The organism is Pseudomonas graminis, from assembly GCF_013201545.1.
Taxonomy (GTDB): domain Bacteria; phylum Pseudomonadota; class Gammaproteobacteria; order Pseudomonadales; family Pseudomonadaceae; genus Aquipseudomonas.
Genome location: NZ_CP053746.1, coordinates 4,829,006 through 4,854,551 on the forward strand (window position 1 = coordinate 4,829,006; position 25,546 = coordinate 4,854,551).

At 61.7% G+C, this 25,546-nt stretch carries 17 protein-coding genes and 2 riboswitches; of the genes, 5 read left to right on the forward strand and 12 right to left on the reverse strand.

Annotated elements, in window-relative coordinates:
- Positions 1-32 precede the first annotated feature (32 nt).
- Entirely contained in the window at positions 33-3,797 is a 3,765-nt protein-coding gene (gene cobN, locus FX982_RS21590) for a cobaltochelatase subunit CobN (protein WP_172612517.1), read from the reverse strand.
- Positions 3,798-3,799: 2 nt separating this feature from the next.
- Positions 3,800-4,873: a cobalamin biosynthesis protein CobW gene (cobW, locus tag FX982_RS21595; RefSeq protein ID WP_172612518.1), complete on the reverse strand. Its 1,074-nt coding sequence runs from the start codon at positions 4,871-4,873 to the stop codon at positions 3,800-3,802.
- A gap of 128 nt (positions 4,874-5,001) precedes the next feature.
- Positions 5,002-5,226: riboswitch (cobalamin riboswitch) on the reverse strand.
- Positions 5,227-5,350: 124 nt separating this feature from the next.
- A riboswitch (cobalamin riboswitch) is annotated at positions 5,351-5,583 on the forward strand.
- Positions 5,584-5,680: 97 nt separating this feature from the next.
- On the opposite strand from cobW, the gene FX982_RS21600 reads away from it, so the two are divergent.
- The 4 genes from FX982_RS21600 (at position 5,681) to cobM (ending at position 8,054) form a co-directional block, all read left to right on the forward strand.
- Positions 5,681-5,887, forward strand: coding sequence for a CbtB domain-containing protein (locus tag FX982_RS21600; RefSeq protein WP_172612519.1), 207 nt, complete (start codon positions 5,681-5,683; stop codon positions 5,885-5,887).
- Between the two features lie 11 nt (positions 5,888-5,898).
- Entirely contained in the window at positions 5,899-6,618 is a 720-nt protein-coding gene (locus FX982_RS21605; RefSeq protein ID WP_172612520.1) for a CbtA family protein, read from the forward strand.
- Positions 6,615-7,028, forward strand: coding sequence for a cobalamin biosynthesis protein (locus tag FX982_RS21610; RefSeq protein ID WP_438826292.1), 414 nt, complete (start codon positions 6,615-6,617; stop codon positions 7,026-7,028). Before FX982_RS21605 ends, FX982_RS21610 begins: the two co-directional genes overlap by 4 nt.
- A 279-nt stretch (positions 7,029-7,307) precedes the next feature.
- Positions 7,308-8,054, forward strand: a complete 747-nt coding sequence (gene cobM / locus FX982_RS21615) for a precorrin-4 C(11)-methyltransferase (RefSeq protein ID WP_172612521.1) — start codon at positions 7,308-7,310, stop codon at positions 8,052-8,054.
- Positions 8,055-8,132: 78 nt separating this feature from the next.
- Here cobM and nfuA read toward each other — a convergent pair whose 3' ends face one another.
- Positions 8,133-8,726: a Fe-S biogenesis protein NfuA gene (nfuA, locus tag FX982_RS21620; RefSeq protein WP_172612522.1), complete on the reverse strand. Its 594-nt coding sequence runs from the start codon at positions 8,724-8,726 to the stop codon at positions 8,133-8,135.
- Positions 8,727-8,831: 105 nt separating this feature from the next.
- The gene (locus tag FX982_RS21625) at positions 8,832-9,851 is read right to left on the reverse strand and encodes an acyltransferase family protein (RefSeq protein ID WP_122538500.1); all 1,020 of its coding nucleotides are present in this window, start codon (positions 9,849-9,851) and stop codon (positions 8,832-8,834) included.
- A gap of 360 nt (positions 9,852-10,211) precedes the next feature.
- On the opposite strand from FX982_RS21625, the gene metH reads away from it, so the two are divergent.
- Positions 10,212-13,922, forward strand: a complete 3,711-nt coding sequence (metH, locus tag FX982_RS21630; protein ID WP_172612523.1) for a methionine synthase — start codon at positions 10,212-10,214, stop codon at positions 13,920-13,922.
- Positions 13,923-14,138: 216 nt separating this feature from the next.
- Here metH and tssF read toward each other — a convergent pair whose 3' ends face one another.
- The 8 genes from tssF to FX982_RS21670 all read right to left on the reverse strand — a co-directional run bounded on the left by tssF (position 14,139) and on the right by FX982_RS21670 (position 25,525).
- Positions 14,139-15,905: a type VI secretion system baseplate subunit TssF gene (gene tssF / locus FX982_RS21635; protein ID WP_172612524.1), complete on the reverse strand. Its 1,767-nt coding sequence runs from the start codon at positions 15,903-15,905 to the stop codon at positions 14,139-14,141.
- A gap of 51 nt (positions 15,906-15,956) precedes the next feature.
- A complete protein-coding gene (locus FX982_RS21640) occupies positions 15,957-16,220 on the reverse strand; it encodes a PAAR domain-containing protein (protein WP_172612525.1) in 264 nt (87 codons plus the stop codon).
- Between the two features lie 25 nt (positions 16,221-16,245).
- Complete coding sequence (locus tag FX982_RS21645; protein ID WP_216843199.1) at positions 16,246-17,289, reverse strand: SEL1-like repeat protein; 1,044 nt, start codon at positions 17,287-17,289, stop codon at positions 16,246-16,248.
- The gene (locus tag FX982_RS21650) at positions 17,286-18,569 is read right to left on the reverse strand and encodes an SEL1-like repeat protein (RefSeq protein WP_172612526.1); all 1,284 of its coding nucleotides are present in this window, start codon (positions 18,567-18,569) and stop codon (positions 17,286-17,288) included. The genes FX982_RS21645 and FX982_RS21650 overlap by 4 nt, the downstream gene beginning before the upstream one ends.
- Positions 18,569-20,491, reverse strand: coding sequence for a phospholipase D-like domain-containing protein (locus tag FX982_RS21655; protein ID WP_172612527.1), 1,923 nt, complete (start codon positions 20,489-20,491; stop codon positions 18,569-18,571). The genes FX982_RS21650 and FX982_RS21655 overlap by 1 nt, the downstream gene beginning before the upstream one ends.
- Positions 20,488-23,214: a type VI secretion system Vgr family protein gene (locus FX982_RS21660; protein WP_172612528.1), complete on the reverse strand. Its 2,727-nt coding sequence runs from the start codon at positions 23,212-23,214 to the stop codon at positions 20,488-20,490. Before FX982_RS21660 ends, FX982_RS21655 begins: the two co-directional genes overlap by 4 nt.
- Positions 23,215-23,216: 2 nt before the next feature.
- Positions 23,217-23,900, reverse strand: coding sequence for a type VI secretion system protein TssL, short form (tssL, locus tag FX982_RS21665; protein WP_172612529.1), 684 nt, complete (start codon positions 23,898-23,900; stop codon positions 23,217-23,219).
- 440 nt (positions 23,901-24,340) lie between these two features.
- Positions 24,341-25,525, reverse strand: coding sequence for an aspartate aminotransferase family protein (locus FX982_RS21670; RefSeq protein WP_172612530.1), 1,185 nt, complete (start codon positions 25,523-25,525; stop codon positions 24,341-24,343).
- Positions 25,526-25,546: the final 21 nt, after the last annotated feature.

Sequence of the window (25,546 nt, forward strand, 5' to 3'; positions counted from 1 at the left end):
GTGCGCACTGCCGGGCAGGCGCTCATCCAGGCTCATGACTCTTCGATGTCCAGCAACAGATTCTCCAGCGCCTCGCGGTACTCGCCCGGCTCCTGCCACAAGCCGCGCTGCTGGGCTTCGAGCATGCGCTCGGTCATGTCCCGCAATGCGTCGGGGTTGTGCTGCTGGATGAAATCGCGGGTCGAGGCGTCCAGCAGATAGGCGTCGGCGAGCAGCGCGTATTGGTGGTCGTCGATCAGCTCGGTGGTGGCGTCGAAGGCGAACAGGAAATCCACCGTCGCCGCCATCTCGAACGCGCCCTTGTAGCCGTGGCGCTTGACCCCTTCAATCCACTTCGGGTTGGCCGCCCGCGAGCGCACTACTCGGTTGAGCTCTTCCTTCAGCGTGCGGATCTTCGGCAGATCGGGCTGGCTGTGGTCGCCGTGATAACTGGCGACTTTTTCGCCGGACAGGCTTTCCACCGCCGCCAGCATGCCGCCCTGGAACTGGTAGTAATCGTTGGAATCCAGCAGATCGTGTTCGCGGTTGTCCTGATTCTGCAGCACCGCCTGAACCTGGCTCAGCCGCTTGGCAAAACCGTCACGGGCCGGTGTGCCCTCGTCGCTGCCGCCGTAGGCGTAGCCGCCCCAGTTCAGGTAGACCTCGGCGAGGTCTTCGCGGCTTTGCCACAAGCGTCCGTCGATGGCGTTCTGCACCCCCGCGCCATACGCCCCTGGCTTGGCGCCGAAGATGCGCCAGCCGGCCTGCTTCGCCGCTTGCCCGGCATCCAGACCATCGCGCAGCAATTGCTCGCGCTCCTGGCGCACGCGCGCCGCCAGGGGGTTCATGTCGTCGGGCTCGTCCAGCGCGGCGACGGCCTGCACCGCCGCATCGAACAGGCGGATCAGGTTGGCGAACGCGTCGCGGAAGAAACCGGACACCCGCAGGGTCACATCGACCCGAGGCCGATCAAGCAGGCTCAAGGGCAGGATTTCGAAATCATCCACGCGCTGACTGCCCGCCGCCCACACCGGACGCACCCCCATCAACGCCATGGCCTGAGCGATATCATCACCGCCGGTGCGCATGGTTGCCGTGCCCCACACCGAAAGACCCAGCTGACGGAGATAATCACCATGGTCCTGTAAGTGCCTCTCCAGCAACAGATTCGCCGACTGGAAACCAATGCGCCACGCGGTCATGGTCGGCAGGTTTCTTACGTCCACCGAGAAGAAATTGCGCCCGGTGGGCAACACGTCCAGCCGTCCGCGACTGGGGGCGCCGCTCGGCCCGGCCGGGACGAAACGCCCACTTAGCGCGCTGAGCAGGTTGGACATCTCTGCAGGACCACAGGCGTCAAGGCGCGGGATCACGACTTCATGCAAAGACTGAATTACATCGAGCAAGCTGTTGTTTTCAAACCGATTACTGGGAGGAACGCCACTGGCAATCTGCTCAATCATCTGCGCAGCCAGCAGCTCCAGTCGCTCGCGGGTATCACCGGCCGTGCGCCAGGGTTCAGCACTGACCTCATGTAATACATGAGGTTTTTCGCCGGTCCACGGCGCGCCGAGGTCACAGTCCAGCGGGTCGAAATCCAGTGCCAGCGCCTGACTCAAAACGCGCAACAGGCTCGCCTGACCGCCGCGACCATCGCCGCGAGGCACGCGCACCATCGCCAGCAGCGTGTCGATGCGCAGCCGTCCAGTGGGCGACTCGCCGAAGACGTGCAGGCCATCGCGAATTTGCGACTCCTTGAGGTCACACAGATAGGTGTCCAGGCGCGGCAACCACACGGCGGCATCGGCATCGATGCTGGTGTCCCCGTCCATCGCCAGCTCGCGGTCGATATGTGTCTCGCGCACCAGCCGGAGAATGTCCTTTTGCAGCTCTCGGGCACGGCGCGGGTCGAGCAGCTGCGCTTCGTAATATTCGTCCGCCAGCAGTTCAAGGTCGCGCAGCGGCCCGTAGGTTTCGGCGCGGGTCAGCGGCGGCATCAAGTGGTCGATGATCACCGCCTGGGTGCGGCGCTTGGCCTGTGCGCCCTCGCCCGGATCGTTGACGATGAACGGGTAGATATTCGGCATCGGGCCGAGGATCGCGTCCGGCCAGCAGTGTTCGGACAGACCAACGCCTTTGCCCGGCAGCCACTCCAGATTGCCGTGCTTGCCGACGTGGATGACGGCATGGGCGCCATAGCGTTTGCGCAGCCAGAAGTAGAACGCCAGGTAACCGTGTGGCGGCACCAGATCAGGATCGTGATACACCGCGCTGTGATCGACGTTGTAGCCCCGCGCCGGTTGGATGCCGACGAAGGTCATGCCGAAACGCAGGCCGGCGATCATCATCCGCCCGTCGCGACACATGGGATCGGTCTGCGGCGCGCCCCACCGAGCCATCACGGCATCGCGATTGGCCTCAGGCAACGCCTGAAACGCCGCCAGGTACTCGTCCATGGCCATGCTCTGATGGCACGGCCGCTGATCGAGGCTGTCCGGGTCATTGGTGACACCGCCAAGCAGCGCATGTATCAGCGCAGTGCCGGTTTCGGGCAAACCTTCGACCGGGTAGCCCTCGGCCTGCATCGCCTTAAGGATGTTCAGCGCGGCCGCCGGCGTGTCGAGGCCGACGCCGTTGCCGATGCGCCCGTCGCGGGTCGGGTAGTTGGCGAGAATCAGCGCCACGCGCTTGTCGGCGTTGGCCGTGCGGGCCAGCAACACCCAGCGCCGGGCCAGTTCGGCAACGAAATCCATGCGCCCCGGCTGGGCGCGGTAGCAGACCACGTCGGACTGGCTGCGCTCGCTGTGCCAGGCCAGGTCCTTGAAGCTGATCGGCCGGCTGATGATGCGCCCGTCCAGTTCCGGCAGCGCGATGTGCATCGCCAGATCCCGTGGCCCCAGCCCTTGAGCGCTGGCCTGCCAGGCCGGTTCGTTGTCCTGGGCGCAAATGGCCTGAATGACCGGGATGTCCCGGCGAAACGGTCGTACATCCGGCGCTTCCGGGTTCGATTGAGCAAACCCGGTGGTGTTGAGAATGACCTCACACTCCACTTCGTCGAGCCAGTCTTGTATCGCGCTCATGCAGCCGGCTTCCTTCAGGCTGGCGACGGCAATCGGCAACGGGTTCAATCCCTGGGCCGACAAGCGCTCGCAGAACACATCGATGAAACCGGTGTTTGCCGCCTGCAAGTGAGAGCGATAAAACAGCACGGCGGCGACCGGCTGATCCGCGCGCCAGTCGGCCTGCCAGCGGGCCAAATCGGCGTAGGTGTTCTGCGGGTGGTAAATCACGGTGCGCGGCAAGGTTTGCGGCTCGACCCAGGGATAGTCGCCGCCCAGCCAGCGCGTGGCGATGAAGTTGAACAGCGCCAGCGCGTTGTGCTTGCCGCCCTGACGCAGGTAATGCCAGAGCCGATCAAGGTCTTCGGCAGATTCCGTGCTCAGGCCGCTCAGCTCGGGGTCCGGGCGATCGCAGCCGGGCACCAGAATCAGCTTCACCCCCTTTGCCGCCAGTTCCACCAGCCGCTCGACGCCGTAGCGCCAATAGCCGATACCGCCGTGCAGGGAAATCAGGATGACTTTGGCGTGTCGCAGCACCTCGTCGACGTACAAATCCACCGACGCATGGTTTTGCACCTGCATCGGATTGGCCAGGCGCAGGCTCGGGTAGTCACCCGGCAGTTGCTGCGCGGTTTCAGCCAGCAGGGCCAGGTTCGAGTCGGCGCTGCACAGGATCACCAGCTCGGCGGGGGTCTGGCCCAGGTCAGCGATGCTGTCGTCGGGAACGAAGCCGCCGGGCTGAGTGCGCAGCAGGTGCATGGTTAGCCTTTGATCCCTGAGAGTGCAGCGCGCAATTGCGCTTCGAGGACGCCGGCGTCCAGTTCCTGGCCGATCAGCACCAGGTGGGTTTCCCGGGCTTCGTCAGGCTTCCAGGCGCGGTCGAAATGCTTGTCGAAGCGCGTGCCGACGCCTTGCACCAGCAGGCGCATGGGTTTGCCGGGAATCGCAGCGAAGCCTTTGACGCGCAGGATGCCGTGCTGGACGACGGCCTGGGTCAGCGCGTCAAGCAACAGCGATTCGTCCGCCTGGGGCAGCGTAATGGAGATGGAGTCGAAGGCGTCATGGTCGTGATCATCGTGATCGTCGCCTTCGTGGTGATCGTGATGGGTCTTGCGGCCATCAATGTGCAGCTCGGATTCGGCGCCGAGCCCCAGCAACACGCTGATCGGCAACTGGCCTCGGTTCGCTTCGACGATCTTCACCGCTGGCGGCAACTCTTCGGCGACTTCCGCGCGCACCGCTGCCAGCGCATCGGCGTCGAGCATGTCGGCCTTGTTCAGCACGACCAGATCGGCGCTGGCCAGTTGGTCGGCGAACAGCTCGTGGAGCGGCGATTCGTGGTCCAGGTTCGGGTCGAGCTTGCGCTGGGCGTCGACCTGATCCGGGAACGCGGCGAAGGTGCCGGCGAGCACGGCCGGGCTGTCGACCACGGTGATCACCGCGTCGACGGTGCAGGCGTTGCGAATTTCCGGCCATTGAAAGGCTTGCACCAGCGGCTTCGGCAGGGCCAGGCCCGAGGTTTCGATGAGGATGTGATCGAGATCGCCGCGGCGGGCGACCAGCTCCTGCATCACCGGGAAGAACTCTTCCTGAACGGTGCAGCACAGGCAGCCGTTGGCCAGCTCGTAGACGCGACCGACGGCTTCTTCTTCGGTGCAGCCGATGGTGCACTGCTTGAGGATGTCGCCGTCGATGCCCAACTCGCCGAATTCATTGACGATGACGGCGATGCGTCGGCCTTCGGCGTTGTCGAGCATGTGCCGCAGCAAGGTGGTTTTGCCCGAGCCGAGAAAGCCGGTGACGATGGTGACGGGAAGTTTGGCCAGTGTTTTCATCGGTTGCCCTCAGGCGTGCGGCGGGGCAACGAGGACGAAAACAGCGCAGGGCCGGCCGAAGCAGGCGCGCGGTTCAATTCGCCACCGGATCACCCCGCCCGGTTGTAGTGGAATTCCTCGGCCGCTTGCAGGCGGTCCGATTCGAGGCAGGTCTCCTGGCTCACGGCGGCCGGTTACTGACAGGGATCGTCAGGCGACTGGCATTCATCGCGCCTTCCCGCTCGCGCAGTGGCTGTGCAATGAACCTGTCCGTTTACAGTTGCGGGGGCAGCTGCGGCTTGAAACCGCATTCCCTTCTTAGCGCCGGTGGCTTTCATAAAAGCGGCCGGCGAACCTCAAGTGCGCAAGGCTACGCAGTGACTGGAGGCCGGTCAATCGCGCTTTGCAGTGAGTGCCGCGCCAATTGACGCACCGATCGCTGCATCGATTGACCCATCGGCTGAAGGGTCGATTGACGAGCCAAACAGCCCGTGGTCTCCTACACACCTTGTAACGGGTGCCCTTCACAGGGTGAAACGGGAAACCGGTGCGTGCAGACCTTCGGGTGTGTATCAGTCCGGTGCTGCCCCCGCAACGGTAAGCGAGTGAAGAGTCAGATCCACTGTGTCGGCAGCGATATGGGAAGGCGATTCTTGAAGGCACGACGGCCGTAACGGCTGATGCATGTGCCCCTCGCGAGCCCGGAGACCGGCCCGACAACACACCATAACAACCCGCGGTGGGCGGGCGCTGTTGAGCACTGCCGGCATTCGCCTGCGGTGTCTTTGCGCCTTTCCGTCCGCTGAAACCACTTCAGAGGGAAGCGCCATGTCCATCAGCACACCCCGCCAGACGTCCGGCACCACCAACACCACAACGGCCGTGACTGCCACGCAGAGCCAGCGCCTTGTTGCCGCCGTCAGCGCGATGTTTCTCGGCGCATTTCTGGTGTACTTCGCCGGTTTCTCCCACATCGATGCGGTGCACAACGCGGCACACGACACCCGTCACAGCTCCGCCTTCCCTTGCCATTGAGACCTGCCGCCATGTTCAAGCGAATTGCGCAAACGGCCGGGTTCACCGGACTGCTCGCCGCCCTGTTGTTGACACTGCTGCAGAGCTTCTCGGTCGCGCCGTTGATCCTGCAGGCGGAGACCTACGAAAAGGCCCCGGCTACCGAGATGCACGAGCACACCGACGGTGCGATGGCCGGTCACGTCCATGACGCCGAAGCCTGGGAGCCTGAAAACGGCTGGCAGCGCGTGCTGTCCACCACGGGGGGCAATCTGGTAGTCGCGGTCGGTTTCGCGCTGATGCTGGCGGCGCTGTACACCTTGCGTACGCCGACGAGTGCTCGCGAAGGCGTGCTGTGGGGATTGGCCGGTTATGCCGTGTTTGTGCTGGCGCCAACCCTCGGCTTGCCGCCCGAACTGCCCGGTACCGTCGCGGCGGACCTGACCCAACGGCAGATCTGGTGGGTGGGCACTGCCGCCTCCACGGCTGCAGGGTTGGCGTTGATGGTGTTTGCCCGGCACTGGCTGTTGAAGGTTGTCGGCGCAATGATTCTGGTGGTGCCGCATATCGTCGGCGCCCCTCAGCCGGCGGTGCATTCGGCACTCGCCCCGGAAGCCCTTGAAGCGCAATTCAAGATTGCGTCGCTGCTGACCAACGCGGTTTTCTGGATTGCCCTGGGCTGGATCAGCGCCTGGTTGTTTCGGCGCAATGAAGCGACCGCGACGCACGTCGGTTTGAAGCCTGCTCTGTGAATGAAGTGCGCGATCGGCCACTGTGGGTGGTCGGTCTGGGCTGCCAGCGCGGCTGTTCGGCGCTGGAGCTTCGGCTGTTGATGGAGGATGGTTTGCGGGAGTGTCGTCTTGAGCTGGCAGACGTTGCCGCCATCGCCTCCATTGACGACAAGTCGGATGAGGAAGGATTGCTGGAGCTGGGTCGTGGGTTGGGCCTAACGATCGGGTTCTTCAGCGCCCGTGAGCTGGCAACTTACGAGTCCCAACTGAGCCATCGCTCGGACATCGCCTTTGAACGCACCGGCTGCTACGGCGTGGCGGAAAGCGCGGCGTTGGCGATGGCGACGCGGTTGACCGGCTCGCCCGCGACCTTGGCCATCCCCCGCCGAAAAAGCCCCCATGCGACATTTGCTCTGGCAACCGCGATCTAATAGGACCGGCCAACCCTTGTAGGACCGGCTTTAGCCGGGAAGGCATTAATAGTCACGCTGCAAATTTGAGGGTGTACATCCAGGCCCCTTCCCGGCTAAAGCCGGTCCTACGGACACACCGCGTACCCTCGTAGGACCGGCTTTAGCCGGGAAAGCGTCAGGCGCCACGCTGCAAATTTGAGGGTGTACACGCTGGCCTCTTCCCGGCTAAAGCCGGTCCCACTGGACCGCATACAGCCATCCAAACAGTGCTCAAATGAATTCCAATCAGGACACTCCATGACTGTTTTTTTCATCGGCGCCGGCCCTGGCGATCCAGACCTGATCACTGTCAAAGGCCAGCGGCTGATCCGCTCCTGCCCGGTGATCATTTACGCCGGCTCCCTGGTGCCAGAAGCAGTGCTGGAAGGGCATCAGGCGATCCAGGTCACCAACAGCGCTCCATTGCACCTTCAGCAGATCATCGATCTGATGAAATCCGCTCATGCGCAAGGCCAGGATGTGGCGCGTGTTCACTCGGGCGATCCGAGCCTGTATGGCGCCATCGGCGAGCAGATCCGCTGCCTGCGCGAGCTGCAGATCCCCTTCGAAATCATTCCCGGCGTCACTGCCACCGCGGCGTGCGCTGCGTTGCTTGGCACGGAGCTGACGCTGCCGGACATTTCCCAGAGCGTGATCCTGACCCGCTACGCCGACAAAACCGACATGCCCGAAGGCGAAACCCTCGGTGATCTGGCGCAGCATCAGGCGACCATGGCGATTCATCTGGGCGTGAATAACCTCGGCAAGATCGTCGCCGAGCTGACCCCGCACTACGGCGCCGATTGCCCGATTGCCGTGGTGCACCGCGCCAGCTGGCCGGATCAGGACTGGGTCACCGGCACGCTGGCGGACATCGAGGAAAAGGTGCGGATCAAGGGGTTCCGCCGCACCGCGCTGATTCTGGTGGGACGGGTGCTGGGCAACGATGTGTTTAGCGAATCATCGCTGTATCGCGCGGGCCACGCCCATGTGTTCAGGCCCTAGCGTGCGCCTCTGGACCTTGGCGAGCGCCCACAAAAAAGCCCCGAACCCGTCGGGGCTTGCTTGCCACGCCATCACTTCTCAGTAATACGCGTTTTCTTTCTGGGTGTGGTCAGTCACGTCACGCACACCGGTCAGCTCGGGTATGCGCTCCAGCAGGGTGCGCTCGATGCCTTCCTTGAGCGTCACATCCGCTTGGCCGCAACCCTGGCAACCACCGCCGAACTGAAGAATGGCGACATTGGCCGCATCCTCTTCCACCACCTCGATCAAGGTCACCTGACCGCCGTGGCTGGCGAGCCCCGGGTTGATCTCGGTCTGCAGGTAGTAATTAATGCGTTCGTTAATCGGGCTGTCGGCGTTGACCATCGGCACCTTGGCGTTCGGCGCCTTGATGGTCAACTGTCCGCCCATGCGGTCGGTGGCGTAATCGACCACGGCATCGTCCAGAAACGCTTCGCTGAATGCGTCGATCCAGGCGGTGAAGCTTTTCAGGCCAATGGCCGTGTCTTCGGATTTCTCTTCGCCTGGCTTGCAATAGGCAATGCAGGTTTCAGCGTATTGGGTGCCAGGCTGGGTAATAAACACGCGGATGCCGATGCCGGGCGTGTTCTGCTTTTCCAGCAGATCAGCCAGGTAATCGTGGGCGGCATCGGTAATCGTAATAGCGGTCATGAAAATTCCTCGCAGACGTGGGGCGCAGTTTACGCCAATCAACTGCGCCTGACAAAGCCCTAGTAATTTAGTCGGGTAAGCGCCCCATCCACTACCCGGCGCCTGTCACGACAGCGCCGCCTCCTTGCTCGCCCTTCTCTGGTCCAGCCAGCCCTTCATGCGCCGGTACAGCCCCTTCTCGATCCACTCATAACTGAGCCACGCCCCGAGCGCGATGACCGGCACGCAGACGGCGAAGACCAGGTAAGGGTTAACGCCGTAGCGCTCGCTCACCAGCCATCCCGCATAGAGCACCAGCACGTGGAGCAGGTAAACCGAGTACGAACAGTCGCCCATGGTTTTCAGCAGGCGGTAGTTGCGCAGATAGGGTTCGAGGGAGATGCAGGCGACGACGATCACAGCGCTCGGCAGGCCCCAATTGATGATGCGTGGCGCCGGTTGCAGGTGGTCGATGGTGAACAGCGCAGCGCCGATTGCGATCAATGGCAACCACAGCCTTTCGCTGATCCAGCCCCGGCGGTACATCACACCCACGAAGATGCCAAGCAGGAACTCATACACGATGTCATTGGCATAGAACCGGCTGACCAGCCCGGAGCGGCCCAGCACGTCGGTAATGGCAAACAGTGCCGCCGCCAGGATCAGTGGGCGCAGCCGTTGCTGAAACAAGAAGACCATCGAGAACAGCACGTAAAACAACATTTCGTAATTCAGCGTCCAGCCCACGTTCAGGGTGGGATAGAGGCCGTAACCGCCAGGGTTTTCCGAAGGGATAAACAACAGCGACAAGACGAAGCTCTGCCAGTCGACCACCTGATGGGGCAACAGCGGCTGAGCGACGACCACAAGCAGGCCCATCACCAGGGTGTACAGCCAATACGCGGGGACGATGCGAATCACCCGGTTGAGCATGAAGCGGCCAGCGGGAATGTCCTTGTCCACGGTGGAAAGGTAAATGACCAGACCGCTGATGACGAAAAAGACGTCGACGCCGACCGCGCCTTTTTCAGTGAAAAAACGGCCGACCGGCCCACTCGGATGGAAGTCGAAAAAAATCTGCATGAAGTGGTGACACACAACAGCCCACGCGGCGAGTGCCCGCAGGGCCTGAACCGAAATCAACATCTGCAACCTCTTGCTTCGTCTGGATTGACCTTCAATCCCACACTCAAAAAGAGCGGGTGCCGAAGAGCGACTCCCAACGTCCGACTTCAAACGTTGCAAAAAGGTTCGGCTTCACTGACGGGCTGCATAATGGCTGCGCGCCATGTTTTATAAGGGTTTCAGCGTTTGGGGCAGTGTCAGTGGGGCCATTCCGCGCTAACCATGGGTTTGCACGTAGGACGCGATTACAGATCCGACGACGATCCCCAACATGAACATAATTCATGTAAATCCCGGAATGATTTAAATCCGCGCAGGTTTGCTATTATTTCGCACCTTTCAGCGCCATCTTATTTCGTACTTTTTCATCCGGGTAACCTCATGTCAGATCGCAGCGCGCGTCTTCAAGCACTCCAGCAGGCTCTTCAACAGCGGATCCTGATCCTCGATGGCGGCATGGGCACGATGATCCAGAGCTATCGGCTGGAGGAAGAAGACTACCGCGGCAAGCGTTTCGCCGACTGGCCGAGCGACGTCAAGGGCAACAACGACCTGTTGATCCTGACCCGGCCCGACGTGATTGGCGCGATCGAGAAGGAGTACCTCGACGCCGGTGCCGACATTCTCGAAACCAACACCTTCAACGCCACCCAGGTGTCCCAGGCCGACTACGGCATGGAGGCGCTGGTGTACGAACTGAACGTGGAAGGCGCACGCCTGGCCCGCCAGGTCGCCGACGCCAAGACGCTCGAAACCCCCGACAAGCCGCGCTTCGTCGCTGGCGTGCTCGGCCCGACCAGCCGCACCTGCTCGCTGTCGCCGGACGTCAACAACCCCGGCTACCGCAACGTGACCTTCGACGAACTGGTGGAGAACTACACCGAGGCGACCAAAGGCCTGATCGAAGGCGGTGCGGACATGATCCTCATCGAAACCATCTTCGACACCCTCAACGCCAAAGCGGCGATTTTTGCCGTTCAGGGCGTGTTCGACGAGCTGGGCTTCGAGCTGCCGATCATGATTTCCGGGACCATCACCGACGCCTCCGGCCGCACCCTCTCCGGCCAGACCACCGAAGCGTTCTGGAACTCCGTGCGCCACGCCAAGCCGATCTCCGTGGGCCTCAACTGCGCGCTGGGCGCCAGCGAGCTGCGGCCGTACCTGGAAGAGCTGTCCAATAAAGCTGAAACCCATGTCTCCGCGCACCCGAACGCCGGCCTGCCCAACGAATTCGGCGAGTACGACGAAGCCCCGGCAGAGATGGCCAAGGTCGTTGAAGAGTTCGCCCAGAGCGGCTTCCTGAATATCGTCGGCGGCTGCTGCGGCACCACGCCGGCGCACATCAAGGCCATCGCCAACGCCGTTGCGCCCTATGCGCCGCGCCCGATTCCGGAGATCCCGAAGGCTTGCCGCCTGTCCGGTCTGGAGCCGTTTACCATTGATCGCAGCTCGCTGTTCGTCAACGTCGGCGAGCGCACCAACATCACCGGTTCTGCCCGCTTCGCCCGCCTGATTCGTGAAGATAACTACACCGAAGCGCTGGAAGTCGCCCTGCAGCAGGTCGAAGCCGGCGCCCAAGTGATCGACATCAATATGGACGAGGGCATGCTGGACTCGAAGAAGGCCATGGTGACCTTCCTCAACCTGATTGCCGGCGAGCCCGACATCTCCCGGGTGCCGATCATGATCGACTCCTCGAAATGGGAAGTCATCGAAGCCGGCCTCAAGTGCATCCAGGGCAAGGGCATCGTCAACTCGATCAGCATGAAAGAAGGCGTCGAGCAGTTCATTCATCACGCCAAATTGTGCAAGCGCTACGGCGCGGCAGTGGTGGTGATGGCTTTCGACGAAGCCGGCCAGGCCGACACCGAGGCGCGCAAGAAGGAAATCTGCAAGCGCTCCTACGACATTCTGGTCAACGAAGTCGGCTTCCCGCCGGAAGACATCATCTTCGACCCGAACATCTTCGCCATTGCCACCGGCATCGAAGAGCACAACAACTACGCCGTGGACTTCATCAATGCCTGCGCCTACATCCGCGATGAGCTGCCGTATGCGCTGACCTCGGGCGGCGTGTCCAACGTGTCGTTCTCGTTCCGCGGCAACAACCCGGTGCGTGAGGCGATTCACTCGGTGTTCCTGCTGCACGCGATCCGCAACGGCCTGACCATGGGCATCGTCAACGCCGGCCAGTTGGAGATCTACGACCAGATCCCGGCGGAATTGCGTGACGCGGTGGAAGACGTGGTGCTCAACCGAACGCCGGAAGGCACCGACGCCCTGCTGGCCCTCGCCGACCAGTACAAAGGCGACGGCTCGGTGAAGGAAGCGGAAACCGAAGAGTGGCGGGGCTGGGAGGTCAACGAGCGCCTCAAGCACGCGCTGGTCAAGGGCATCACCACGCACATCGTTGAAGACACCGAGCTCTCGCGCCAGTCGTTCAAGCGCCCCATCGAGGTCATCGAAGGCCCGCTGATGGCCGGCATGAACGTGGTTGGCGACCTGTTCGGCTCGGGCAAGATGTTCCTGCCGCAAGTGGTTAAATCCGCCCGCGTGATGAAACAGGCCGTGGCGCATTTGATCCCTTTCATTGAAGAGGAGAAAGGCGACAAGCCCGAAGCCAAGGGCAAGATCCTCATGGCGACGGTCAAGGGCGACGTCCACGACATTGGCAAGAACATCGTCGGCGTGGTGCTGGGCTGCAACGGCTACGACATCGTCGACCTCGGCGTAATGGTGCCGGCGGAGAAAATCCTGCAGGTCGCCCGCGAGCAGAAGTGCGACATCATCGGGCTGTCCGGCCTGATCACGCCGTCCCTGGACGAGATGGTCCACGTTGCCCGTGAGATGCAGCGTCAGGACTTCCACCTGCCGCTGATGATCGGCGGCGCGACCACGTCCAAAGCGCACACGGCGGTGAAGATCGAGCCCAAGTACAGCAACGACGCGGTGATCTACGTCACCGACGCTTCCCGCGCCGTGGGCGTGGCGACGCAGCTGCTGTCCAAGGAGCTGAAAGCCGGCTTCATCGAGAAGACCCGCGCCGAATACGTCGAAGTGCGCGAGCGCACGTCCGCCCGCAGCGCCCGCACCGAGCGCCTGAGCTACGGCGCGGCCATCGCCAAGAAGCCGCAGTTCGACTGGGCCGCCTACCAGCCTGTGAAGCCGACGTTCACCGGGGTCAAGGTGCTGGAAGACATCGACCTGAACGTGCTGGTGGATTACATCGACTGGACGCCGTTCTTTATTTCCTGGGACCTGGCCGGCAAGTACCCGCGCATCCTCACCGACGAAGTGGTGGGCGAAGCAGCCACCTCGCTGTTCAAGGACGCCCAGGAGCTGCTGCGCAAACTGATCGACGAGAAGCTGATCCGCAGCCGCGCCGTGTTCGGCTTCTGGCCGGCCAATCAGGTCGATCACGACGACATTCAATTGCTCGACGACAACGGCGCCCCACTGGCCAAGCTCCATCATCTGCGCCAGCAGATCATCAAGACCGACGGCAAGCCGAATTTCTCCCTGGCCGACTTCGTGGCGCCCCAGGGCAGCGGCGTCACCGATTACGTCGGCGGCTTCATCACCACCGCCGGCATTGGCGCTGAAGAGGTGTCGAAGGCGTATCAGGACAAGGGCGACGATTACAACGCGATCATGGTCAAGGCCCTGGCGGACCGGCTGGCCGAGGCCTGCGCCGAGTGGCTGCACCAGCAGGTGCGCAAAGAATATTGGGGCTACGCCCGTGACGAGCAGTTGGGCAATGACGAGTTGATCAAGGAGCAATACACCGGCATCCGCCCTGCCCCCGGCTACCCGGCTTGCCCGGACCATACCGAGAAAGGCGTGCTGTTCGACCTCCTCGACCCGGCCCAGGGCGACGGCAAACCCGGCGTCAGCGGCGTGTTCCTCACCGAGCACTACGCGATGTTCCCGGCGGCGGCGGTTAGCGGCTGGTATTTCGCCCACCCGCAGGCCCAGTACTTTGCCGTCGGCAAGATGGACAAAGATCAGGTGGAAAGCTACACGGCGCGTAAACAGCAGGATTTGAGCGTGACCGAACGCTGGCTGGCGCCGAACCTGGGGTATGACGAGTAAGCACGGCAGAGGTGTTATGCCGACTTGATCATTCGGGCATTACACAACCTGTGGGAGCGAGCTTGCTCGCGAATACGGCATTCCAGGCGCTGAAATAGTCAGCGGACTTGCCGGCCTCCATCGCAAGCAGCTCGCTCCCACTGGGTTAAGTGTGCTGCGCTGCAGCCTAGTGCCTTAATGCAAGGCAATCTGCGGCGGCGCTTGCGAATTGACGGCTCACCCAGGCACTCGCTGGCTGTGATTCTCACTCCATCGCAAATGTTTATCCTGCGGTTGCAGGATCAACGTCAATTGGTTGAACAGATGAATGTCGGCGTACTGCGCAAAGAAGCGGCTGAGCAGTTCACCAAACAGGCAAATGTCCCCTTCCCCCGCGAAATTGCCTGCATCCAGCGTGACTTCAATGTCCACACCGCGCAGCAGAAAACCGCCCTCAAAACGTTGGATCAGATGATGACGAACCTCGATGATCGACTGTAACCGGCGCCGGTTCGGCGCACTGTCGGTCCAGTCGTAAAGCGCCAGCGTATTGCGCAAGACCTCGGCGTTGTCGAGCAGCGGCAGAAAACTCGAGCCCAAGTGACTGAGGACACGCCAATGAAAACGGTCTTTGTCAGGGGCGTAACAGGGCATGGTCGGCGCGCACAGGTTGCGCACCGTCAATGTCCGCCGACCCGACTGCGCAGGCTGGTCCAGCACCGTCTCGGCCAACGCCATTCGTGGCAGCCGGCCGTTGGTGCCCGTCAACTGCAGCGTCAGGCGGTGTGCCGGGTTCAAGCGGTCCTGTTCGAAACCGTCGCCGCCCAGAACCAGCCATGTGTCGTGGGACCCATCTGGCGCGGGTTTGAGCCGGGTATGGAAATATCGCTCCGGAGCGTCATCACGCAGCATGCCGCCCCTGTGCTGAAAATGGGTGAAGGGCACATACTCGTGCCGCGCAGCACGCTTGCCCGCGATAACGCTGTCCACGGAATAGATTTCCGTGTCGGCATCCTCCACATGCGCCGGCCGCACGCGGTAATCGGTCTGCAAAGGGTCGAGGGCCAGAGGGTCTGCCTCCAGGGCAAACAGGTTAATGACCGGCACGGCGTGAAGACGAACATGCTCGGCACTGAGCGCAAACCCGCGGGGCCAGGGTTGACCCAGCACCACCTCCAGCTCGAACGCCTTTGTGTTGGCGTCCAGTTTCACCTGCTCCAGGCCCTTGATCGTGAGGAACATGAATTTCTCGGGGAAGCTGAAATACTCCAGCAATAACGGGCAGCCGCTGGAACGGTCATCGGCATGAGGCCAGAGTCGATCTTCGTCACCGAAACCCTTGGGGCTGAATTTGACAGCGACCTCCTCGCGTTCCGAGCTTCCCTTGCGCAGGTAGACCTTGCGGGCATTGAGCGCCAGCGCCTGGTGCAAGGCGCTGGCCACGGGCGCGCTGGCGTTCAGGTACAACGGCAGGCTGCTCAAGTCCATCGTGTCCGCCAGCACCAACTTCCCCAGGGAGAACCGCAGCCTGATCACGGAGCGGCCATCCGCCTGCTGCCCGACCTCCACGCTATCGAGCGACAGCGCGCGCAATGTCAGGTCCTGCGTGGTGGTGTAACGGCAGCGAGTATCCTCTGGGCCGAGAGGTCGCGAGCGCACCTCGAAGCCTTTGCGGATCGTCTCGCTGGTCTTCATTTCATGGATGTCAGGCGAGAACTCGACGATCGACAGCGACGGAATCATGCGCAGGTACTGCGGCCTGACCAGCCCGACCAAGCCCTCAGTTAGCTCCGGCAGGTCGTCGTCGAGCTTTTCCCGCAGTCGGCCCATCAGGAACGCAAAGCCTTGGAACAGCTGTTCGACGGCGGGATCCTGAGCCCCGGGCTTGTCCAGGTTCAATGCGCTGGCGCGGTCGGGAAATGCCTCGGCATACTCTTTAGCGGCTTCGCGCAGGTAGCGCATCTCGGCATCGAAGTACGCCAGCGTCGGGTTGTCCTTGTTCATGACAGATGTCCTTGTCTTGGTGTCTCGGGTGTTGAAAAACATCATGCTTCGTCAGCCGGCGCTGGCTTCCGGCAGCGAGGTGATCAATGCGCAGCCACACTCACAGAGGTCGCCGTGGAACGCGATCGGCACGCCGTCATCGCTGCAGCCCGAGTTGCCCTGGGCAATGCGGGTGGTGCCATGGCCTGGCAATGGGCAAAGGACGACGTCGCCTACGCGCGCTGCGCCAATGCCTTCGAAGATCATTGCGTCAGAGCCGGTTTTGACGATGCCGCCGCCAGTGGTGGTGTCGCCGATGCGGATGATGCCTTTCATGTGAAATCCTTTTTCAGTTGGTTGATTAGTTCATGGGAAGCAATTGAGACAAAGGCCTGCCGGTGGCGGGGTCGAGTTTAAGCTCCTGGGTCAGGCGCTGAATTAACTCCGGCGATGGTTTTTCGGGCGGGACATTGGCTTCGCGGGCTTCCAGCCATTGCAGCTTGCCGTCCCACGGCGGCAGCTTGGCCGGGGGCAGCGGGAGGATGTCGTTAATTTCTGGGACTTTGGGGTGGGCGTAGGAGTAGTCAGCAAGGATGCTCCAGATTTTGTGGTAGCGGTCGGCGCGTTCCAAGTCCTTTTGCAGATCCATGTAATAGAGTTCGTCGGTCGGCTCAGCCCCTCCAAATCCCTCGTCGAGACGTCCTGCGGAGGAGTCATCCCCCGCAGCGACTCCTAATTGAAATACTTCCAGCGATTCACGGTATTGCTTCCTGGTCTGCAAATCGACGCCCAACGCGCGGGCGGCCCGCCCGTGCCCTTGCTCAGCTGCGCAACGCCGCATCTGTCGCGCTACATCCGGCGCCCTGCTGCTCGGCGCCAGCGCATCACCAATTTCATATTGGGCTTGCGCACTGCCCTCGTCGGCGGCCTTGCGCAGGTAGCGCAGCGACATCTCCATGTCCTGTTTCAGATCGGCGATACCGTTTTTTAGAAACACCGACACAAAGTAGTAACCCGTGGCTACGTTCGCATCGATCAGGTCTTGACTGAAGCGCAGGTGTTCGTGACCCCGCAGCTTGTATTTCCCTCGCAGGCTGCCGTTCTGCAGATTGATGGTGGCCTTGGGGTGCCCATTTTCGGCGGCGATCCGGTACAGCCGGGTAATTTCCAGGTCGGTAGTCGGGTCTTGTTTGAGCTGGTTATTCTTTTCCAACCAACGGGCGTACTGGAACAGCACATCGCTGTCAGGACTCGCCAGAGGTAGCGCTTCGTGTTTGCAAGTGAAGGCCAGATTTTCCTGGACTGCGCTGAGCGACGGCACCGCAGCGCTATGCGGGCGCTGCGTGAGAGGTGCATCGCAACCTGCCAGCAAAAGGCATGACAAAACCCAAGCACGGTTCCTCATGCCAGCCTCCACCAGACCCGCACCGGGCCTTCATGTTGGCTCTCGGGCAGCGGCCAGATTCGGTCACGGTAATAGCGCATGCGCTCGACGGGGAAAACGTCGCCTTGCTCGAAATGACGAACAATCGGCTGGCCGTTGGGGGTGTGCAGCTCTCGGTGAACGACCACCTGCCACCAACCGCTGACCGGGCACTTGGTCCCGGCGACGCATGGGTCGGCCGACAGGTCTGCCTGGCTGAAGCCCTTGGCGCCCGGCATCGGCTTGCCGGTGGCGGGGTCGAGTTTAAGCTCCTGGGTCAGGCGCTGGATCAGCTCCGGCGAAGGCTTTTCAGGCGGGACATTGGCTTCGCGAGCTTCCAGCCATTGCAGCTTGCCGTCCCACGGCGGCAGCTTGGCCGGGGGCAGCGGAAGGATGTCGTTGATTTCTGGGACTTTGGGGTGGGCGTAGGAGTAGTCGGCAAGTATGCTCCAGATTTTGTGGTAGCGGTCGGCCCGCTCGTTATCTTCCTTTAAAGCGAGGTAATACAGTTCGTCGGTGGCTTCCGGCCCTCGGAAGCCTTTTCGTAAAAGGCTGGCAGAACTAGCGTCGCCTGCGCCGACACCAAGTTGGAGCACTTCCAACGCTTCTTTATATTTGCCGTTGTCTTGCAGGTAGACGCCTAAAATATTTGCGGCCGCTCCATGTCCTTGTTCAGCCGCGCAATGGCGCATCTGTTGAGCGACATCCGGCGCCCTGTCGCTTGGCGCTAGCGCATCACCAATTTCGTATTGCGCTTGGGCACTGCCTTCGTCAGCGGCCTTACGCAAATAGCGCAACGACATCTCCATGTCCTGCTTGAGATCGGCGATACCGTTTTTTAAAAACTGCGACACGAAGTAGTGACCCGTTGCCACGTTGGCATCGATCAGGTCTTGACTGAAGCGCAGGTGTTCGTGACCTCGCAGTTTGTATTTCCCGCGCAGGCTTCCGTTCTGCAGGTTGATAGTGGCTTTAACATGGCCGTTCTCGGCAGCAATGCGGTACAGCCGGGTAATCTCCAGTTCGGTAGTAGGGTCCTGTTTGAGCTGGTTGTTCTTTTCCAACCAACGGGCGTACTGGAACAACACATCGCTGTCGGCACTGGCCGAAGGGATCGTTTCGTGTTTGCAAGTGAAGGCCAGGTTGTCCTTGATTGCAGCGAGAGACTTCATCTGGATGTCCTTGTCCGGTGGTGGTTGTAATCCGTTGCCGTTGTCGCAGGCAGTCAGAGTCAGGCAGGCGAACAGCACTAATCGGCGCATCAGTCGAGGTTCGTCAGCGTGGCGGGGGCGTAATGAAATTCGACGAGGGGGGCGTAGGGTTTGTCCTTCGTCTTATCGCTCTTCCGAACTTTGTTTTTATTGATTATGTTTTGCCAAGCATCAAAAGCCTCTTTGGGCTCATCCTGCATCCCCCTCCCCGCCGTATGCAGATCCCACAGCCTTCTCCTCAACGCCTGAGTCTCACTGGCCCACTCATGGGCAATGTTCAATTCGCTGTCCACCTGCATGCTGCGGGTGTTGATGTTGGCGGAGCCATGGGTGGTGAAGACATCGTCGACGATCATCAACTTGGAATGGATGTACACCGGCATCCAGTTGCCAGGAGGTGAGTCGGGCGCCACCAGCGAGCAGATGTGCACTTTCAGATTGGGAATTTCCTCGGGCTTGAGCACTTCTTGCTGGATGGCCTTGATCTGGTCTTCGAGCACAGCCATCCGGAAGGCCGCCGCGCTTTCGGCGTCGCGTCGCTTTTCGCGGGCCTTCTCGCTGATCGCGCTGTCGCCCCCGGTCAGCAGTGTCGTCGAGAGTGACAACAGCTCGGTGGCGAGGGTTGTCGCCTGGTCCGCGATCAGTTCGCTCAGATCCTGCTCTTGTGCGGCGGCTTTTGCCTTGGCTGCCTCGATGCGTTGCAGTTGGGTGATTTTCGGCATGGTGTCGGCGCGCCCCAGGCTGTCGAGCATGCGGTGGGTGTTGACCGTGCCTTTACCGATGCCGTCGTCGGTCACGTTGGTGATCACGAACAGGTGCAATGCGCCGTGCTTGCCGGGGTCGCGTCCGCCCTGGGTCTGGGCGAGGGCGGCCTTCTTGATCATTTCGGCCAGAGGCGGCCAGCGAAAATACTGGTTTTCGATGTAGATGAAGCCCGTGGCGTTGTTCACCGCTTGCAGGTAAAGCTTCTCGATGTCGCGTCGGCCTTCCTGGGCCTGGGTGCGCAGGATCTGGGCGAAGTGCCGCTGCTCGTTCGGCGGGCATTTCAGGCGCTTGCCCAGGGCCATGGCGTCACGGGTGGTCATCAGGTCTTCGCCCGTCGCGTCGAACCAGGCCGTAGCGAAGTTGTGGTGCAGGTGCTCAAGGATCGGCCCGGCCACCTGGCTGGAAATGTCCTGACGCGGCGTGTCACCCCGAGGCCCGGCATTGGGCGCGGGTTTACTGGCTTTGTCGCGCTTGAGCGCCGAGTGCCGATCCGTGTCCCAATATTCGTCGAGGGTGTTGTGGCCCATGACGAAACCCACCGCGTGTTCGGGGGCTTCATAGTCCACCAGCACGGTTTTCTGATGGTGAGTGACGGCAATACCGAGGGCTGCGAACGTGATGGCGCTCAGGTTCGGATCGGCGCTGTGATACCGGGCCTGGTGAACGATCTCGGCGCGGTCGAACAGGCTGAAGCCGCGACTGGCGTAAGCCGGGTATTGTTCACTGATGCGCTTGGGCGCCTGGCCAGCGGCAATGGCACACTTGGCGAACCAATAACGGTCATAGCCGTATTCGACGTCGGCGGTGTGTTGCATTTTACGATCGTCGAGCGCAAGCAACCCCTTGCCTGGAAGGTTAGCTTCGCCCGCCATGCCTGCGGTATTGAACGGCGCCTCCCAGCCCAATACGCGTACCTTTACACCCTCCTTGGCCTTTTCCATGAGTAGCGCGCCGATGCTGGGGTGCTTCCCCCCGTTGCGAATGAAATACATCGACGGCTGAAAGCCCCAACAAATGATATCAACCGAACGTGTCGCGCTTGCAATGGCACGGTGCACGGCACCAAAGGTCTCTTCGCCGTTTACCAGCGGCATGTACGTCGTCAAAGCTGGCGGGTACTCAGAGTCCTGCACAAACCAAGGGGGCGTCAGAGTCACGGTGTCGGTTTCTTGAAACGATACGGGCGCGACAATTTCGGGCTGCGTCATGGAGCCTCCTCTTCCTGATCGGCGGTGTTATTCAGCACGGCGGCATACTGCGTGCGGTGGTCGGCGTGCGAGGCGGGTTGATTGACCGGGGTGTCGGGCGCAGAACGGTGGTGGTGCAGGCCCTGATTGGCCAGCCTCCCCTGCTCGGGATGGCGGTAGGTGGTCACGGCGGGAATGCGGTAGCTGACGCCGTTGGCCATTTCCAGCCGGTATTCCTGCGTCGTCGGCTGATGATCAACCTCGACATGCCCGCTGGTGTCCATGACGCCCTCGCTGATCAACCCACCATCGGCATAAAGCTTGTAGGGCATGTGAGTCCAGCTGCCGCCAAGGTTGGGCGCTGCGGCCAGCTTCAGGCGCAGAGGCTGACGAGTCAGCTGTTTCGGGGAATCGGGATGGTCGGCAGCCATGGTCGCGCCGCCCTTGAGGAACTGAAAAGTCGCGGCCTTGAGGAGATGGTCGCCCGCCGTCCCCGACTCGATGAGACCCTGCTCCAGCGTCAGGTAACTGCCTGCGGCGTTCAGCACGATCTTCTTCTTGGCGACGATGTGGATCTCGTCTTCGGTGCTGGTGATGCTCAGGCCTTGCCGGGCCAGCAGCTCCAGCGTGTCGTTCTGCGCCTGCACGGTGACCGGCCCTTGATTGGCGATCAGCTTGATGCCCAACTGGCGCACGAACAGGCTCAAGCCTTTGCCGACGCCGATGAACATTCGCTTGACGACGCCGATGTCGGCTTCGCCGCCAGCGTTGAGCATCAGGTTGTCGTGTGCCGCCAGTTGCAGGTGCTTGCCGCTGGTGAGGGCAATGCCTTGGGGGGCGCTGAGCAACAGCACGGCGGATTTGAGCTGTTCGAGGTTCTGTTCAAGCAGGTCCATTTGCGCCTGAACCGCAGCGGGTTCGGCCCTGCTCGCCTGGGCATCCTGGGACAGCCCTTGCAGTTGCTCCACCGCGTGCTGCAGGTGAGCAATCGCCGCTGCCATCTCAAGTTGCTGGCCCTGGGCGCCGGCCTGTTCATCGGCGCTGATGAACAGCCCTTTGCCGCTGCGGATTGCCCCCCAGCCATCGGTGCGCAGTTCGAAGCCTTCGCCGCGCTTCTGCTTGCTCGCGTCCACCAGATGCCCCAGATTCAGCTGACTCTTGCCACTGTGGTCGGTGCTGAGCTTGACGTGCTCTTTGCCGCGCTCGTCTTCCATGCGCAGTTTGTTGTTGGCCGGCGTGCGCAGCACGTTGCGGGTGAAGTCCCGGTCTGCCAGGGTCACCGGATCCGGGTGCCGGTCGTCGTGCAAGGCATGGGCGATGTAGGGCCGGTCGGGGTCGCCGTGCTCAAAGGCCACGGCCACTTCGGTGCCGGCAATCAGCGGCAGGTGCAGGCCGTGGGTGTCGCCGGCGTAGGCGCGGGCCAGCCGCAGCCACGCGCTTTCTTCACCGGTTTCCCAGCTGTCCCGGTCGAACAGGAAGTTGACCTTGTAGCGACCTTCCTTATCGATGTGGCTGTAGGGGTCATTGGCGATGACGCTGGTCACACGGGCGGCAACGGTGCCGGCAAGCTGTGGCTTGCGCGGCACCGGCGGCCGGAAGCAAACGTTCTCGCTGTAGGGAATGGCGACGAAGCTGACTTCGAAACTGCGGTCCCGGGCAGCGCGCAGACTCAGGCCGGTGATCACCGCACCGGGTTCGAACGCATGGGGGGGATCGCCGGTGACGCTGAGCATCTGCCCCAGCGCCAGGGTCGCACTGCTGCTGACGCCGCTGAGTCGCGTCTGGGCATTGAGATAACGTTCGTGGCGAAGGCGCGCATAGAAAAAGCCGCTTTCGCTCTCAAGGTCCTCGTCCAGATCCCGTGCGTCGCCGAGCACGGTGTAGGGCTCGGCGTAGTGGTAGGCCTCGCCATAGGTGGTGGTGGCGCGGCGGCTCTGGTCGACTTCGCCGTCGAGCCAGGCGTTGGCATCCCGTGGGTCATAGGCACGAAAGTGAATGTGCTTTTCCACCACGCAATGATCGGATTGCAACTGCCACACGGCGTCCTGATCATGGCTGTCCAGCCCCGATGGCGAGCGATACGGCACCTTGATTTGAGGCCATTGGTAGTGGCGCTGGTCGTCGTGAAATTCGATCACATCAATATCGAGACGGGCGTCGTGGGCGAACCGAAACCAGATGCCCACCTCGGCCAGCAGCCGTGAAATGAACGCCAGATCGCTTTCACCGAACTGCATCACTTGCTCTCGGCGAGGGTAGTCACGAACGAGGTTGAACCGGAAATCCTGCCCCTCCATGCCGTGGCGACTGCGCAGAATGCTCTCGACAATCTCCGGCACCGACCTCTGTTGGTAGATCCGGTACTGACGGCCGCGGGACAGCAACGCCATGCGCGGTTCCAGCGTGACTTCGTAACGCGCCTCGTCTTTGGAGGCTGACAGGCACTTGAAACCCGTGACCACGCCGCAAACAGTGCGCAGCGGCTCGGTGGATGGCAGCGGCAACCCGCGCGCCGCACCGGGCAGCAGATGCGCCGCGGTGTGCAGCGTGAACTGCGCCTCTTTGCCAAGCATGTGCCCGGCGCCTATATCCTGAACCGTCGAGGTGAACTCGATGACGTAGGTGAATGGCTGGCTGAGCTGTTCTTCGCCCGTGAACGTCAGTACGTCGAGGTCGGCATTCAAATCGTCGACGCGCAGGGTGTGACGGCTGTGGTCAAAAAAGGCCGGGAGTGAGTCCGTCATGGTCAGACACCCCTCACGACAAGCTCTTCGACCATGTTGGCGAGCGTGCGATTCAGGAACCACCACAGGACGGCCAGCGCCAGCCCCGCGATTGCCAGGTGCAGCAGTGGAGAACGTAGCCACCAGGGGAATGTGCGGACAGGCCCTCTGGCGTCTATCCAGGTCGGCCGCACCGGGAACAGGTGCGGCCCTGCCAGTGCGTCCAGCCGGTTTTTCAGGACCAGGCGCTCTTCGTCATCCAGCGATCGATAACCGCCCAGAAAGCCCAACATCATCACCCGCTGGAATAGGGTCACGACGTGCATGTCCGGCGCAGGCTCGCGCAGCACTTCCCGCATTTGCTCATGCAGAATTTCACCCGCTCGGTGATGCCCGCAGAACCGCGCCTGCAAGGATTCAGTGATCCATAGCTCTCGGACCCCGTCCCCGACGTTGGCCAAAACGGATTCGTCGAGCAGCGCGCATTGCGCATGGGTGATCAAGTCGACACTGCGTGAGTCCATGCCCGCCTGCTGCAATGCTTCACGGGCGCTTTCGACCTGCGCAATACAGGTCTGACGCAATGTTTTGCTGTCGGTCATTACCGGGCCATGACGCAGTTGAACGGCCAGCAAATAGGTGTCCTGGAATATTAGATCTATATCAATCGCGGCAATACCGGATCGCTCATGATTAACTGAAGTCATAGGAAACACCGCGAGCAGTTGCGTAATTAGGTTATTGAAGAGCTACCCCATGGGACGCAGCTGCGGGATATATTCAAAACATCCGCCGCAATTCGTGATGGGACTCAAGTTTATTGGCGCGTGTGACGAGCATCGCCGGGGTAAGCCCGGCATTGGAGGGAAAGGCTAATCACTGAAAAATTAAAATACTACCCTCGTTTTCATATCAGGAAACTTCTTACAAATATCAGGAGGCTTCTGACAGATGGGTCTGACAGGCTAGGTAATATGCATCCGAATCCAAATTCAATGACATTTAACCTGACGCCAGAGGTTTTATTAATGAACCGTGACAACACCTGGCGAATAGCAAAACGCGCCAACAAACATACTGTTTACTGACGCGTTTAATATTCAAGTTAATTGCCCTGTGATGAGATCGCCCGGGGCAGATCAAAGGCTCATCCCGTTACGCGTTGGCCCAGCGCCCCTACCACCCCTGCCACAATCCTGTCCACATCCGCTGCATCAATCACCAACGGCGGCAACAGCCGAATCGTCTGCCCGCGAGTGACGTTGATAAGCACGCCATATTCCCGCGCCGCCACCAGGCACACTTCCCGAATCGGCCGCGTCAATTCAATCCCGATCATCAACCCCATGCCCCGCACCTGTGCCACATCGGGGTGTCCCGCCAGCGCAGTGCGCAGTCCCGCCAATAACCGCTCGCCCTGCACCGCCGCATTGTGCAAAAGCCCCTCCCCCTCAACGATATCCAGCACCGTGCAGCCGACCCGGCACGCCAGCGGATTACCGCCGAACGTACTGCCATGACTGCCCGGCGTGAACAACCGCGCCACCGCCGCCGTCGCCAGACACGCACCAATGGGAATGCCATTGCCCAGCGCCTTCGCCAGGGTCATCACATCAGGCACGATCCCTTCGTGCTGATACGCAAACCAGCGCCCCGTCCGACCGATGCCGGTCTGGATCTCGTCAAGCATCATCAGCCAGCCGTTCTGCGTGCAATGCCCGCGCAGTGCTTTCAGGTACCCCGGTGGAGGCAACGCCACGCCGCCCTCGCCCTGAAGCGGCTCGACCAGCACGGCGACGATGCGCTCGCCATACACCCGCGTCGCCTGCTTAATCGCGACGATGTCACCAAACGCCACCTTGACGAACTCAGCCGACATCGGCTGATAACCCAGCCGCGCGGTGCCGTTGTCGCTGGCCGACAACGTACCCAGAGTGCGGCCGTGAAAGGCGTTGTCCATCACCAGCACCAGCGGGTGCTCGATGCCCTTGGCCCAGCCATACAAACGCGCCAGCTTGAGCGCGGTTTCATTGGCCTCGGCGCCGGAATTGTTGAAAAACACCTGTTCCAGACCGGACAGCTGCGTCAGCCGTTGCGCCAGCTTCTGTTGCCAGTCGATGCGGTAATGGTTGGACGTGTGCAAGAGCAGCCCGGCCTGCTCGCTGATCGCCGCGACAATCTTGGGATGGCTGTGGCCGACGTTGGTCACGGCGACACCCGCGACAGCATCCAGGTACTGACGGCCACTGTCATCCCACAGCCGCGCGCCTTCGCCGCGAATGAAGCTCAAGGGCATCGGTTTGTAGGTATTCATCAGGCAGACGGCGGTCATGTCGGTAGCTCCATCACGGGT

What these genes read in the sequence shown, in the direction of transcription:
- cobN (WP_172612517.1), bottom strand. Translation starts at nt 3,797, where the DNA reads ATGCACCTGCTGCGCACTCAGCCCGGCGGCTTCGTTCCCGACGACAGC.
- cobW (WP_172612518.1), bottom strand. Translation starts at nt 4,873, where the DNA reads ATGAAAACACTGGCCAAACTTCCCGTCACCATCGTCACCGGCTTTCTC.
- FX982_RS21600 (WP_172612519.1), top strand. Translation starts at nt 5,681, where the DNA reads ATGTCCATCAGCACACCCCGCCAGACGTCCGGCACCACCAACACCACA.
- FX982_RS21605 (WP_172612520.1), top strand. Translation starts at nt 5,899, where the DNA reads ATGTTCAAGCGAATTGCGCAAACGGCCGGGTTCACCGGACTGCTCGCC.
- cobM (WP_172612521.1), top strand. Translation starts at nt 7,308, where the DNA reads ATGACTGTTTTTTTCATCGGCGCCGGCCCTGGCGATCCAGACCTGATC.
- nfuA (WP_172612522.1), bottom strand. Translation starts at nt 8,726, where the DNA reads ATGACCGCTATTACGATTACCGATGCCGCCCACGATTACCTGGCTGAT.
- FX982_RS21625 (WP_122538500.1), bottom strand. Translation starts at nt 9,851, where the DNA reads ATGTTGATTTCGGTTCAGGCCCTGCGGGCACTCGCCGCGTGGGCTGTT.
- metH (WP_172612523.1), top strand. Translation starts at nt 10,212, where the DNA reads ATGTCAGATCGCAGCGCGCGTCTTCAAGCACTCCAGCAGGCTCTTCAA.
- tssF (WP_172612524.1), bottom strand. Translation starts at nt 15,905, where the DNA reads ATGAACAAGGACAACCCGACGCTGGCGTACTTCGATGCCGAGATGCGC.
- FX982_RS21640 (WP_172612525.1), bottom strand. Translation starts at nt 16,220, where the DNA reads ATGAAAGGCATCATCCGCATCGGCGACACCACCACTGGCGGCGGCATC.
- FX982_RS21645 (WP_216843199.1), bottom strand. Translation starts at nt 17,289, where the DNA reads ATGAGGAACCGTGCTTGGGTTTTGTCATGCCTTTTGCTGGCAGGTTGC.
- FX982_RS21650 (WP_172612526.1), bottom strand. Translation starts at nt 18,569, where the DNA reads ATGCGCCGATTAGTGCTGTTCGCCTGCCTGACTCTGACTGCCTGCGAC.
- FX982_RS21655 (WP_172612527.1), bottom strand. Translation starts at nt 20,491, where the DNA reads ATGACGCAGCCCGAAATTGTCGCGCCCGTATCGTTTCAAGAAACCGAC.
- FX982_RS21660 (WP_172612528.1), bottom strand. Translation starts at nt 23,214, where the DNA reads ATGACGGACTCACTCCCGGCCTTTTTTGACCACAGCCGTCACACCCTG.
- tssL (WP_172612529.1), bottom strand. Translation starts at nt 23,900, where the DNA reads ATGACTTCAGTTAATCATGAGCGATCCGGTATTGCCGCGATTGATATA.
- FX982_RS21670 (WP_172612530.1), bottom strand. Translation starts at nt 25,525, where the DNA reads ATGACCGCCGTCTGCCTGATGAATACCTACAAACCGATGCCCTTGAGC.